At 39.8% G+C, this 14,307-nt stretch carries 9 protein-coding genes; 3 read left to right on the top strand and 6 right to left on the bottom strand.

The features are described from left to right. Positions 1-441 precede the first annotated feature (441 nt). Positions 442-1,731 carry an ABC transporter substrate-binding protein gene (locus IW492_RS07465; RefSeq protein WP_202066982.1) on the bottom strand — a complete coding sequence of 430 codons (1,290 nt, stop codon included), beginning with the start codon at positions 1,729-1,731 and terminating at the stop codon, positions 442-444. 316 nt (positions 1,732-2,047) lie between these two features. On the opposite strand from IW492_RS07465, the gene IW492_RS07460 reads away from it, so the two are divergent. Beyond that, positions 2,048-3,559, top strand: a complete 1,512-nt coding sequence (locus tag IW492_RS07460; RefSeq protein ID WP_330927603.1) for a response regulator transcription factor — start codon at positions 2,048-2,050, stop codon at positions 3,557-3,559. After that, on the top strand, positions 3,556-5,310 hold the full coding sequence (locus IW492_RS07455) for a cache domain-containing sensor histidine kinase (protein WP_202066981.1): 1,755 nt from the start codon (positions 3,556-3,558) through the stop codon (positions 5,308-5,310). Before IW492_RS07460 ends, IW492_RS07455 begins: the two co-directional genes overlap by 4 nt. Before the next feature lie 820 nt (positions 5,311-6,130). Here the strand turns inward: IW492_RS07455 and IW492_RS07450 are convergent. From IW492_RS07450 to IW492_RS07440, 3 genes are read right to left on the bottom strand one after another with little or no spacing between them, the layout of a single operon-like run. Next, complete coding sequence (locus tag IW492_RS07450; protein ID WP_202066975.1) at positions 6,131-7,084, bottom strand: beta-galactosidase small subunit; 954 nt, start codon at positions 7,082-7,084, stop codon at positions 6,131-6,133. Then, a complete protein-coding gene (locus IW492_RS07445) occupies positions 7,065-8,942 on the bottom strand; it encodes a glycoside hydrolase family 2 TIM barrel-domain containing protein (protein ID WP_202066973.1) in 1,878 nt (625 codons plus the stop codon). The genes IW492_RS07450 and IW492_RS07445 overlap by 20 nt, the downstream gene beginning before the upstream one ends. Positions 8,943-8,967: 25 nt before the next feature. Further along, the gene (locus IW492_RS07440; protein WP_202066967.1) at positions 8,968-11,175 is read right to left on the bottom strand and encodes an alpha-galactosidase; all 2,208 of its coding nucleotides are present in this window, start codon (positions 11,173-11,175) and stop codon (positions 8,968-8,970) included. Between the two features lie 109 nt (positions 11,176-11,284). Between IW492_RS07440 and IW492_RS07435 the strand changes: the two genes are divergently transcribed. Continuing rightward, positions 11,285-12,316, top strand: coding sequence for a LacI family DNA-binding transcriptional regulator (locus IW492_RS07435; RefSeq protein ID WP_202066962.1), 1,032 nt, complete (start codon positions 11,285-11,287; stop codon positions 12,314-12,316). A 125-nt stretch (positions 12,317-12,441) separates the two neighbouring features. On the opposite strand, the gene IW492_RS07430 is transcribed toward IW492_RS07435, so the two are convergent. Continuing rightward, positions 12,442-12,846: a DUF1149 family protein gene (locus tag IW492_RS07430; protein ID WP_202066961.1), complete on the bottom strand. Its 405-nt coding sequence runs from the start codon at positions 12,844-12,846 to the stop codon at positions 12,442-12,444. Between the two features lie 75 nt (positions 12,847-12,921). Then, positions 12,922-14,265: a PFL family protein gene (locus IW492_RS07425; RefSeq protein ID WP_202066960.1), complete on the bottom strand. Its 1,344-nt coding sequence runs from the start codon at positions 14,263-14,265 to the stop codon at positions 12,922-12,924. Between the last annotated feature and the right edge of the window lie 42 nt (positions 14,266-14,307).

Below are 14,307 nucleotides of genomic sequence, written 5' to 3'. Positions count from 1 at the left end.
TTTCTTCCTCTTTCTTCAACAAATATAATCATCAGGTGACAGCAATTTGTTCGCAGCTTGTTGATACACAAAGATGTATACTTAGTCTGCTGCAGACATTTATCAGAATCTATTATGTAAAATAGCTAAAAAATAAATAAACGGTGTTCCTGAAGTCGCCTCTTCATAAATAAACCAGACCTGCTGAAACACAAAGCAATTGCTTTGCAGAGCTGATACAACATAATCTCTACTTAGATACTGAAAATACGAAAAGCTTCAAGCAGGGTAGGTGAGGTTGTGACAGAAGTGTTCTGTCTCAAGAAATAAGTCGGAATATACGAAAATAGCTACTCATATTTTCAGTATAGTTCGACTTATTTCCGAAGAGACAACTTCTGCGTCTACGGTTCTCACTTCGTTCCGATCCTCGAAGCATGGAGAAGCTTTGGCACAACCTTTTTAATTTGCCAGCTGTGCTTCTACTTGCTTTTGTGTATCTGCTAAAACGATATCTGTATCTTCACCATTAATAATGCGATGCAGCGCTTCAGCTACAACAGATTCAATCGCATAGGTCTGATCCCCGTAATTAACTTCCGGAATATCCGCTGTCCATGCAGAAAAATCTTCAAACACTTTTTGCCCGCTGTAAAACTCTGAAGCTTCCTGATAGGCCGGCTGGTCAGTGGCACTCAGCATAGTGGAAACCAAACCAATTTTCTCAGCCAACGTACCCATCAACTCTTCATTGGCAGCAAATGTTTTTTGGAGAAAATCTTTTGCATTTTCTTCTCCAGACACCCCTTTAATAACATACCAACCTGCTCCGCCTAAGCTTGACGCTTGAGCTGCTTGCATTCCTTCTGGTAGTGATGGGATAGGAGCAACTTTCCATTTACCTGATTGATCTTCGGCCCCCTGAATTGTTGAAGAATACCATGCGCCGATTGGACTGGATGCTACTGCTCCTGATTGCACTGCGGTCACACCTGCATTCCAGTCAGAGGTCTGCTCAACCAAATCTTCTTTAAGTAATGCTGCAAATAATTCCAATCCATACTTAAGAGATTTATTATCCTTAATTGTTACCGTCTTCCCATCTTCTGCTGTATACCATTCGCCTGCTTCCTGCATAATCATCCGCACACGCCCCAAGTCTGATGGATTCACCTCGGTAATTTTCTTTCCTGTTTTTTCTTTAATATCTCTGGCAGCCTGAATATAATCATCCCAAGCCAGGTTATTAACATCTTCTTCGGTATATCCTGCTTTTTCAAAAAGGTCTGTTCGATAGAAATTAGCCGTGATTCCTGAGTCAAACGGTACACCATATATTTTGTCATCTACTTTATTTACAGCAAACTTATACGAGGCAAAGTCTTCTTCATTTACAATATCTGAGAGATCTGCAAATGCATCCGGATAAGAGGTTAGATACCCTTGAATTCGATAATCCTCTATCAGAACAATATTCGGAAGTCCATCGGTGTTTCCGCTTGCCAACGCCGTATTCAACTTCTGCACAATATCATCCTGTGACATGGTCACAACTTCAACCTCCACATCTTCATCGTTATAAACCTCTTTTGCCTGATTCACTGCTTCAATGTTGAATGTTTCATCCCACGCCCAGACTGTAACTTCATTGTCTGTACTTGTATTCTCTGATCCATTACTGCTGCAGCCAGCCAATAGTAGAGCTGCTGATGCAAAAGCTGCAGCGCTTACAAATAGTTTTTTGATTTTCATTTTTTCCTCCGCCTGTTTTTATTGATTCACTTAAGTGTAGGTACATCATAACAGAATAAGAAAACGTTTACTTCGTTTTTGATAATGTTCAAAAAAATGTGCAAAAATAAGAAAAAAGTACAAATTCAGTACTGAAAAAAAGTTGAATGATAAAACTGAAACGCCTAAAGAAAGCGGTTCCCATCATCTTTTTACTATACAGAAATCAAGAGATCTTACATCAAAATTTCTTAAGTTTGTGAAATTTAAATATTTCATCAGCTTGCTTTCTCTCTTCTTTAGAAGTATTTTTAATTTATCAGAAAAATGAAGGCAGGTGGCAAACGTGTATAATATCATGCTGATTGATGATGAAAAAACAATTCTTCATGGATTAACCTCTATTATTGACTGGTCAAAACACAATTACCATTTAAGCGGAGCCTTTTCAAGCTCTTTAGAAGCACTCGATTTCTTTTACGAGCATCCGGTTGATATCGTCATTACAGATCTGATGATGCCTGAACTGACAGGAATTGAGCTGGCGGGTCTAATGAAAAAAAGAAAACCGAATAGTAAAATACTGGTTCTCTCAAGCTATGATGACTTTGTCCTGGTTAAAGATTCATTTAAGGAAGGTGTATCGGACTACCTGTTGAAACCAAAACTAACGCCCAATATACTGCTGTCCACGTTAAATGCACTTTCAGAAAAAATACCAAAGGACAATGTAAAAAAAGAACTTAGCAAAGAAGAACTAATCAGCAGAGAACTCAGTAATTATTTTTCAGGAATACATACAGAACGAACTCTTTCTCAAAAAAGCTTCAGCTATCCTCACTTCTTTTTAATCTATACAGAAGATGAAATTACTCTATCTGGGGAAAACAACGAGAAACAGAAAGTAAGCGTTAACTATTCAAGTAAATCACTGGACATTTTCTCATTTAAAACAAACAAAAATGACTATGGATTTCTTATTAATACGGCTTCCGAAAAAGAATTCTCTCTGTTAATCAACGTCTTTCAAAAAGAAAACAAACATATCAAAAACAGTTTATTTATCTATTCAGCGCAGCTTGATCAAGATAATTTGTATCAATCATTTTTAACGATTCAGAAATTAGGAAAGGGGCAAAAGTTTTATCATAAAAATGAGCTGATTATCCCGTTAAATAGCTTAACCATGCTGCAGCCAACCTATGACCATAATCCAAGTAAGTATCTGACATCAATCGTTAATAAAGACTACTTGCATGCACTGGAAGAACTCAAGAACTACACTCTGACTCTGCTTCATTTAAAGCTGACACCCTCTTATTTAAAACATGAAACAATCAATCAGTTTTATGCATTGATTAATTCACTGAACGATACCTATGCTGCAAATGAAAAGATCGCTGCATTGAAATTATCTCTCCCTTCGCAGCTGTCAAATGCAGACTGTTTAGAAGATTTTTCACTTCTTATTACGCAGACAATTTATCAGCTGATGGAAATTATTCCGCCGGCAAAAACAGACAGCTATGAGATTTTGACACTCGTATATGAGTATGTTCAGGAAAATTATCACGAGGAAATCAGTTTGCAGAGTATTTCTGAAAAATTTCATTTTTCATACAGTTATTTTTCTACCCTCTTTACCGAAAAATACGGAATAAACTTTACGAAGTATTTAAAAAAAGTCCGAATAACGAAAGCAAAAGAACTGTTAAAGAATCCAAGTCTGCCGCTATCTGAAATTTATAACAAAGTCGGCTTTACAGAACTGGGGTATTTTTCCCGCGTATTCAAAGAAGAGACAGGGATCACACCATCTCACTATCGTAAAGGAAAGCTAAATAAATGAAAAAGAAATTTAAAGAGTATGAGCTGTTTACCAAGCTTCTGATTATCATTATTGTTGCATTGTGTGCACAGGCAATCGTTATTTCAACCTTTATTTATTATCGTTCAAAAAATGTCTACATCGAGCTTTTTAACAAATCAAACGCAGTCGTACTAAAGAAAATTCAAAGTGATTTTGAAACGCTGAATGACAATATAGAAAACACATTGTCCCTGATTGAGGACAGCTCTGCCGTTGAAGGATATTTTACTATTAATTCAAAATACACCAGTGTGGACAGACTTGATCAGCTGCTTGCCATCCAGAAAATGAATCAGTCGTTTAGTGAAATATATCCAAAAATAAATTATGATGTAGTCATTTTTGGAGAAAACGGACGTACTTTTATCGGCAATGATATGATTACTTCGATTTCTTCACCTGAGTTCTTTAAATCTGACCTGATTAAGCAATTTAGGGAACATGCTGCAGACACACAGATGCTTTTTTCTGAAAATGGCCTGACTACACGAGATAAAGATGAGCCTAGTATTTTGTTTATAAAAAAACTAACAGATACATTTAACCGGACATTCGGCTATGCGGTAGTTTCAATTTCATCTCGACAGCTCGCAGAAATTTTTAACTCCATGATTAATTCTGAAATTTCTGAAATAACTTTTGTAACAAATGAAAATCAGATCATTGCTTCCAATGAATCCAGTCTAATCGGCAAACAATCTGAATATCTGGAATTGCTGAGCAACAATGAAACTCGTCAAATCCACGGAAAGCAAACAACACAACTTTCCTTGTACAGGCAAAATGTAGCCCTGATCAGTCAGGTCAATTTACATTCATTAGCCAACCAGATGGACGTGATTATTCCCACTATTCTCTATAACATTGTCACTATTATTCTTATCGGACCACTCGTTTTTACCTATTTAAATCGAAATACTAAATCAATTTATACACTGATCCATTCACTAAAAAACATTAACAGCGGCTCTTTGGAAACAAAAATGCCGGTACAGGGAACCTATGAAGTGCAGGTTCTCGGCAGTACAATCAATCAGTTGTTGGGAGAGCTGAACAGCTACTTCACCAACTCCATTCAAAATGAGAAAAAAAAGCGATTTCTGGAAATACAGGCAATGCAGACACAAATCCAGCCGCACTTTATTTACAATACATTGACAACCATAAAATTTTTAATTTGGCAGCAGGAAAATGAAAAGGCTATTTTGGGGATTGACAGTTTTATTGATCTTTTAAGGAGCACAATTGGGAATAAAGAAGAGATGATTCCTGTGCGTGAGGAGCTGAAAAGTGTAAAGAATTATATTGATATCCTAACTTTGCGTTATGGAGATACAATTTCTACAAAAGTAATGGTTCCTGATGAGCTGCTGGATTTAATGATGCCGAATATGATTATTCAGCCAATTATTGAAAATGCTTATATTCATGCGTTTAGCTCCAAGGAACAGGGGTTTATCACTATTTATGGAAAAATGAATGAATCATTTCTTATTTTTGAAATCATTGATACTGGAAACGGGTTTGATGTATCTCAGTTAAAAAAAGAGAAAAAAGACCACTTTTCCGGGCTTGGAATGAAAAATGTGAATGAACGAATTCATTTAATGTATGGCAGCACCTACGGCATGACAATCCAGTCAATCATTGGTGTAGGTACGACTGTGACGATTAAACTTCCTGTGCTGAAAGAAGAAACTGTAAAAGACGTTACCGATTCTGAGGAATAGTGAAAGGAGCTGTTCAGTTAATGGGGCATATAGCCGGATGAATTCCATTATGAAAGAAGTTAGCTGGCTGAATTCATTATCCTTCGGTTTGCAAAAAGAAATACTTGCTCAACTCAAACATACTAAGATTAGTGGGTAAGATATTCGACGGAATATCTTACCCACTAATCTTAGGAAAAAAGGACTGTGACATCAGTATGTCTGAGTCCCCTATAGCCGAATAAATGGTGTTCCAGTCTTTGTATGATTTGAGCATTCGTAAAAAGCGTAGGAGCATGCTCTTGCATACCCCTCAGACATGCGACGAGCATTCGAAGAAGCGTAGGAGCACGTTCTTACACGCCCTCCATGATTCGAGAATCGAAACGAAGTCCTTCAATTCTTAGCGGCTTTGCCGTTTAGAAATTGATGAGATCGAAACGAAGTCCTTTAATTCTTAGCGGCTTTGCCATTTAGAAATTGATGAGATCGAAACGAAGTGTAGTGTAGCGAGAGCTGTAGACGCAGAAAAACGGCTACAGTGTACTGTTTTGTCTCGAGAATCATTAGACTCGCAGAGACAGCAGTTCTTCTACGCTCCGCTACGCATACAGTTCTACTACATCAAGTGAGCTGGTTTCATTCAAGGAATACTTATCGAAACTACGCATACCATTCTGCTAAAGTGTGAATATAAGCAGAAGCGGCAAAGTAGAACTAGCACTTGTCGGTCCTAAACTGTGCCGAGTAATCGCAGGCAACATCTCGGAAATAAGGAAGAACACTTCTATCATGACCTCTTTTCAGCCTCAACACCTTTTATCTTACCTGTCCCTCGATTCTACTTAATAACAAATGAAAATTTATAATCTTTTTCTGCATTAATCCGATAGTCTTCTTCTACTTCCGCCCCCCAGCTGTCGATTCCGCCTACGCCTCGAACCTTCGCCAGCATTAGCAGAACTGTTCGTCTTTCAGGCGGCAGTTCCTCTATATGCGTAGCGTTTTCCAGTTCTTCCGCCTTAAACGGCAGTACTGAAAAAGCAAATGAATCCTCCAACTGCTCAAATCGTAAAGAAAACTCTTCGTGATCCCGATCCGCATTATTCAATGTGCTGTCCCGAATAATTTCCAGCCATTTCGTCCCCATGTGTACGCCGCAATCCTGAGGAACTAAATACGGTGTAACCGGCAAGCCTTCTACTTCATAGGTTCCCGGTATTCCCCCAGCCATTCTGTCCGGATATGTTTCTCCTGACAGACCTTCGTAATTAAACCGTTTTGCTTTCGTAGGCATAATAAAGCGCAATCCCAAAAGCGGCAGCTCCGGCAGACCTTTTTTTCCAAAGTAATGCATCACTACATATATTTCTCCCTCTTGATTTACACGATAAGAAACATCCACAGTCGTTTGGGGAACCGTTGTAGTTTCAAGAGAAAACACAATCTCCACTGTCTCTGCATCCTCCTGCCCCGTATACTGATTATTAACAGGTGCAACAGGCAGCTCTATTCTATTTTCATCAACGATCACACGGATATTCCGGACATTCATAAACAAATCAGCACCCAGCCACATGGAAGATTTAGAAGAAAACTTATTGCCGCGGTCGTTATCTGTCGTCGCCCGCCAAAAAGCAGGCAGCGTTTCTCTGTACAACCATTCCTTGCCGCTTTTATTTAATGATTCCAGTCCGCCTCGAGTGTAAGAAAAAATATAATGAAAGTCCGCTCCCTTAACACCCAATGTACAATCACCGAAAACAAGTCTCAGTTTATTTGCTGTATTTTCCATAGTAATATCTTACCTCCTGTAATGCTGGTTTTTCCTGTCCATCCGCAAAAACAATCCCATTTCCGGAAAACTCATAATCGCTTGGTCGATCATCAAAATCTCCACCATACCGCAATACTTCACGTCCGGTAATTTCATCTTTTCTTAATAATGCCTGATCTTTAAAATCCCAAATATAACCACCCTGGTACATCTCATATTGATCCAAAAGCTCCATATATGATTTTAAGCCGCCCAGTGAATTTCCCATGTCGTGCATAAATTCGCATAAAATAAACGGTTTTTGCGGTCTATTCTCCAAGTACTGTCTGATTTCATCTGGTGCGGCATACATGCGGCTCTTCATATCAGAGATAGAGCTTTCAAATACTGGATTATGGACGTTTCCTTCATAATGAACCAATCGGCTCGGATCAGCTGTTTTAAAGTACTCATTCATTTTTCTAATATTTTCCTCAGCATAGGATTCATTTCCCAGAGACCAGAACAAAATACTTGTATGATTTTTGAATGTTTCAAAATTCGTCTTTGCCCGATCAAGAACAACATCCAGCCATTGAGGAATAGCTCCTGGAACATTATAAGACGGCTCAACGGCCCCCATTTTTTGCCAGGAGCCATGAGATTCAAGGTTTGTTTCAGCCATCAGGTGAATTCCAGCCTGATCGCAAAGATAGTACCAGGCAATCTGATTCGGATAATGAGCGGTACGAACCCCATTAATATTCGCTTGAAGAATTGTTTTAATATCCGCTTTCATATTTTCTTTAGTAATAGCTCTTCCGGTTCGCTCGTTCCATTCATGACGATTCACTCCATTGATCACTAATCGTCTGCCATTTAGGTGCATTATTTTATTCTTAAGCTCAATCGTTCTAAAGCCAAATGGATAGTGCACATACTCTGTTACATTTCCATCCTTGTCAAATGTTTCCAGCTCCATCCTGTAAAGATTCGGTTTCCTGTAATCCCAAAGCTGCACATTTCTGAACAGCTCTGTCTGAATTGTCAGCTTATCCTCGACAGTTCCAGACTGTTTAAAAATGCTGCTGCCTTCTGTATCAAGAATACTGACAGTAAATGTACTGTCCTTTTGGATATTCTGAAATTGAAAATCTATTTCCACTTTTCCATACTGATAATCAGCAGTCAGCTGAGGTTTAATCCAGAGGTCCTGTAAATGGTTATCTCCTGCAGCAATCAGAACTACATCACGAAAGATACCAAAGAAACGGAAAAAATCCTGATCTTCAAGAAATGCAGCTGTACTTCTTTTATGCACCTCTACAGCAAGAATATTCTCATCTTCCAAATAAGGCGTTAAATCAAATTCAGACGGTGTAAAGGAATCCTCTGAATATCCAACAAATTCTCCGTTCAACCAGACGAACATCGCCTCCTCCACACCTTCAAAACGAATGGAAATTCTTTTCCCTGTCAGTCCTTTATCTAACTGAAAATTTGTCAGATAGGAGCCTACTGGATTATAGTCTGACTCTGAAAACATTCCTTTAGCAAAATCTGGATCTGCTGTTGTGAATACCGGTCTTCTAAATTCATGTCCTTCCCATGGATACATCGTATTAATATAATGGAGCTTGTCATAACCTGCCAATTCAATATGCCCCGGTACAGTGATCAAATCAAATCCGCCTGCATCAAAATCTTTCATGTAAAAATCAGCAGGACGCTCTTTTGCATTCTTCGAGTAAAAGAATTTCCACTGTCCATTCAGTAATTGTTCTCTCGAACTTTCCTGCTCTTCTTTCGATCCGAAGCATTGATGATCACTATGTGCATTTAGCTGATTGACTCTGAAAATTTGCGGATCATCTAACCATTTAATTTCTGCTTTCATCATTATTCATTCCTTTTCATCTTCTTTAAATCTTAGTAAAGTACAGCAGTTCTGTTTGGAAATCTCCATAAAAGTCAGGATAATACAAACCCACAGTCATTAATTCGCTGCCTGAGAACTTATTCCCTGTTTTTTTCTCAACATAAACTGCGCTTTCTTCAAGTCCTGCCAGTCTCACTTCGTTAAATACCGGCTGTGCTGAAGCAAGTATTCGTCCTAAAAATAGAACAGCTTCCTCTTTATTTGGAGAAACAAACATCCAAGCAGCTGTATTTCCTTCAAATGGACTGCTCAACCGATAAAATTCTCCGTATTGCACCGTTTGACGAAGCTGCCTGTAGTGTTCAATTTGCAGCCTTGTTATCCGTTTTTCTTCTTCCGTCAACTGTGTAAGATCCAGCTCATAGCCAAGTACTCCGCCCATCGCCACATCGCCTCGTGTCTTTAGACTTGTTTCTCGTCCAGTTTGGTGATTCGGTGATGCAGATACATGGGCCGTCATTGCTGAGACTGGATAAGCCAGACTTGTTCCATATTGAATTCTCATCCGTTCGACAGCATCAGTATTATCACTTGTCCATGATTGAGACATATAATAAATCAGCCCAGCATCAAAGCGTCCTCCTCCGCCTGAACAGCCTTCCCAAAGAATCTCCGGATAATCAGCAATTAAGTGCTCCATCAGCTCATACACGCCCAGCATATAGCGGTGCATCACTTCTCCCTGATTCTCTCCCAGTGCTGCTGAAAATGGGTCTGATAGCGAGCGGTTCATATCCCATTTAATGTAATCGATTTCAACAGTATCCAGGATACTCCTCAACTGCTTTTCGATCGCCTGTCGTACCTCTTCCCTTGAAAAATCAAGAACATGCTGATCCCTTGAGGACGAGGGGGTACGCCCCGGCTCCTGCATCAGATAGTCTGGATGCTTCCGGTAAAGCTCAGAGTCGATGGAAATCATCTCAGGCTCCAGCCATAAGCCAAACTGCAGACCTTGCTGATGCACATAATCGGCAATCCCCTTTAATCCATTTTTCAGCTTTCCCTGATATTCAAACCAGTCCCCCAGTGAAGAATTATCACTGTCTCTTTTTCCGAACCAGCCATCATCCAGAACGAACATTTCAATCCCGAGCTCTTTTGCCTCATCAACAATCGCATGAAGCTTCTCACTGGTAAAATCAAAATAGGTGGCCTCCCAGTTATTCACAAGAATTGGACGTTCCTTATATTGAAACCTCCCTCTTGCCACCCTCTCTCGTAAAAGACGATGATTCACCTGACTCATTTTGTTCAGCCCCTGAGCAGAATAGGATAGAATCATTTCCGGGGTTTGGAATGACTTGCCCGAAGCTAGTTTCCAGGAGAAGAGATGACTGTTAATCCCGCCGACAATCCGCAGCTGATCAATGGCATCCTTTTCCAGCTCAAAGGCATGATTTCCTGAGTACACAAAATTAATTCCGATTGCTTCTCCGGTAAATTCCGTTGTATGCTTATCAACGACTGCAATGAAGCTGTTCATATGGTGACTGCTGGTACCGCGGCGACTTTCAATCACTTTTCTGCCCGAAGTAATTACCTGACGGGAAATTTGACGTTCCTGTACATGGGCACCCGGCAACGCAATCACTTCATTAAACCTTCCGGAGTTAGTGAAGTCCAGCTGCAACGAGGCAAGCTTTTCAATTTGAATTGGCTCACCGCTTTCGTTTCGAACATTTACAGATCGAATAATTACTGCCCTGTCCGCATAAATCGTATAAAGTAAATCGATATAAATGGCTAATTCACGATCCTTCAATGTAATTATCAGTGTTTCTGCCTCTTCTTCAGCTAAAATATAGGTTTGAGGTAATCCGGTTAACCGAGGTTTTCCTTGCTGAATTGAATAGGAATCGAAACGTAAATCCAGCAGTGTTGACCCATTCCTTCTGCGTATAATGGAAGCCGGCGTTCGAAAATCCATTTCTCCATTTGTTGAATATTCCTGCGGCAATGTATCTTTTGAAAACGAGCGATCCGCATTCAAAGGGACATCTCCAGAAAATCCGCGATCTCTTCTAGGATAATTTTTTTTATCGCCATAGCCTGCGACACATTTTCCAAAATAAATATGAGCCAGAACTTCACTTTCCTCAATTTTCATCAGATAGGTAATCTCACTGTTTATAAGCTCAAATACACGACTCTTCTTATCAAAGGAAATCAAGTTTTTTTTACTTCTCATTTCATCTCACCTTTCTCAAAATAAACAGTATTATTTCCTTTCTGCTTCCTGTATACTGTTTACTAAACAAATATGTCAAGAAGAAAATGAAAAAGAAAGGAAGTTTTTTATGGTTGGAATCAGAGATGTCGCAAGAAGAGCCAATGTTTCTCCTGCCGCTGTCTCCAGAGTATTAAATGAAGACAAAACCATCAGCATTGCCCCGGAAACACGAAAACGAATTCTGGCAGCAGCAGAAGCTCTTGATTACAACATCAACAGACGAAAATATACCAAAAAGAGAATGCCCTCAATCGGTGTCATTTCCACTATCAGCAAAGCCAGCGAAGAACAGGATATCTATTACAGAGAATTGAGAGTGGGTCTGGAAGAAGAGGCAAGACGGCTCCATTTAGGGATGAATCGAATCTACAACTTGTCTGACAATCCAAAACAGTGGACAGACCTGGACCAGTTGGGTGCAATTATCGTAGTAGGTACGATTACAAATGATTCCATTACTCAGCTTCTTAAACAAAATAAGAACCTGATCGTTGTCGATAATCCTGACATACAGCAGGAAGTCGATATGGTCTATGGAGACTTGGAACGGATGACAACATCTGTCTTGACTCTTTTGCTGGAAAATGATCACAGGGATATTGCTTATATAGGTGGTTACCGTGTAGATTTAGATGAATTCGGAGGAAAAATAGTCACACAATTTGAAAAAAGAATGAGGGCTTACCTTCATTTCATGCAGGATAATCAGCTTGAAGAATTTATTGATTATCGGCTGGGATTGTGGACTGAGCAGGATGGGGAAAGGCTCACAGAGGAATTATTAAAAGAACGCCAAGATCATCTGCCTACCGCCATCCTTGTCGGCAGTGATCCAATGGCAGTCGGAGTGTACAGCGCATTGAACAAAGAAAATATCGTAATCGGCAAAGAAATTCAAATCATCAGCTTTGATAATCTTGAGGTGGCAGAAAAATTAAAGCCCGGTCTAACCAGTATTCAGATTAACGCAAAATCAATCGGTAAAGCTGCCGTTCGAATGGCGCTTGAACGCATTGACAATCTTCGAGAGGAATACATCATCATGACCTATCCTACAAAGCTGGTGATCAGAGACAGCTTCAATCCTGATAGAAAATAGAGTTTTAAATTCAATATATCAAAAAAACTGTACGTATCTGATACATAAATCGATACGTACAGCCTTTTTTTAATTAAATAATTCCAAACTAAAACAGCCCTGCATTTCTTCAAGCTTTTTTCAGCTTACTTCTCGTCTTCCTGCTGTTCCGGCTGGCCTGACTGGAAGTTCAGCTGAATCCCCGGTTTATCCAAAGCAATTTCAGTTACTTCGTATGCAAGTCGCTGGATAATACTGAATAATGGTTCAATCAGCTCATCAACATCTGCCTGAGACAAATCTGACTGCTTTTCAATTTTTTGATTAATGATGTGTGAAATCTGACTGGCAGATCCTGACAGCACAAATTCGTCAAATGCCAGACGAAACTCCAAACGGGCTGCAATAATTGTATTTTCAGCAGGATAATTTTCATCCTTGGATTCAATAGGTGAAAATCCTACACGCAATTCTGTTTTAACTTCCGTTTCCGGTGCACGCATATCATAGTGAAATGCTTCTACTACTTCTTGCTGACGTTTAATTTCCAAATTAATTCACTCTCCTTCGAAAGTATTATAACATATCTAAATTATGTTTATTGTTCAAATGGAGCGAATATTCGACTAATTTTTAAACGAATGAATGGGTGCCGGAATTCTCCCGCCGCGTAAAATAAAGTCAGTCGATGCATACGAGTTCACTTTCATCACCGGTGCTCTGCCCAGCAGTCCCCCAAACTCAACCATATCGCCAACCTTTGTTCCTTTGGCAGGAATAATCCGTACAGCTGTTGTCTTGTGATTAATCACACCTATTGCCGCTTCATCTGCAATCATTGCTGCAATTGTTTCAGCAGAAGTTTCCCCAGGAATGGCAATCATATCCAGTCCTACAGAGCAAATTGCCGTCATTGCTTCTAGCTTTTCAAGGTTTAAGGCACCATTGTTCACTGCATCAATCATTCCTGCATCTTCAGAAACCGGAATAAAAGCACCCGAAAGTCCGCCGACATGATTACAGGCCATAACTCCGCCCTTTTTCACAGCATCGTTTAATAGTGCAAGAGCAGCTGTCGTTCCATGTGTTCCCACACTTTCTAATCCCATCTCTTCCAGAATATACGCAACACTGTCTCCAACTGCAGGAGTCGGAGCAAGAGATAGATCAACAATGCCAAATGGAACATTCAGACGTTCCGAAGCAATCCTTCCGACCATTTGCCCCATACGGGTAATCTTGAACGCAGTCTGCTTCACTACTTCTGCCACTACATCAAACGGCTCGCCCTTTACTTTTTCCAATGCCCGTTTCACCACGCCTGGACCGCTGACTCCTACATTGATTACACAATCAGCTTCTCCCACTCCATGGAAAGCCCCAGCCATAAACGGGTTGTCTTCAACAGCATTTGCGAAGACGACTAATTTGGCACAGCCCATATCAGATTTTGCAGCAGTTTCTTTAATCACATAGCCCATGTGACGAACTGCATCCATATTGATCCCCGCTCTCGTTGAGCCAATATTTACAGATGAACAGACAAAATCTGTTTCAGCCAATGCCTGTGGAATAGAATTGATTAAACGGTCATCGCCGAACTGATAACCTTTTTCAACAAGAGCACTGAATCCTCCGATAAAATTCACACCAACAGTCCGAGCCGCATGATCAAGCGCTTTGGCATATTTCACGTATTCATCATCAGCGCTCGCTGCGGCAATGATACTGATTGGTGTCACTGAAATTCGTTTATTGATAATTGGAATACCATATTCCGCTTCAATTTCTTCACCAACGCTGACTAGATTCTTTGCCAGACGAGTAATTTTGTCATAGATTTTCCGGCAGGCTTCATCGCTGTCGCTATCAATACAGTCCAACAACGAAATCCCCATTGTAATGGTACGAATATCCAGATTCTCTTCTTCAATCATTCGAATCGTTTCTAAAATTTGCTTTGTTTCCAAATCGTTCACCTCTATTTTAAATGAATGGATGTTTTTCCTTAC

Origin of the sequence: Enterococcus sp. BWB1-3, from assembly GCF_016745275.1 — a bacterium.
In the GTDB taxonomy this organism is placed as follows: domain Bacteria; phylum Bacillota; class Bacilli; order Lactobacillales; family Enterococcaceae; genus Enterococcus_L.
Note: the sequence above shows the minus strand (reverse complement) of the source record. Positions and strands in the feature narration are given on the sequence as shown.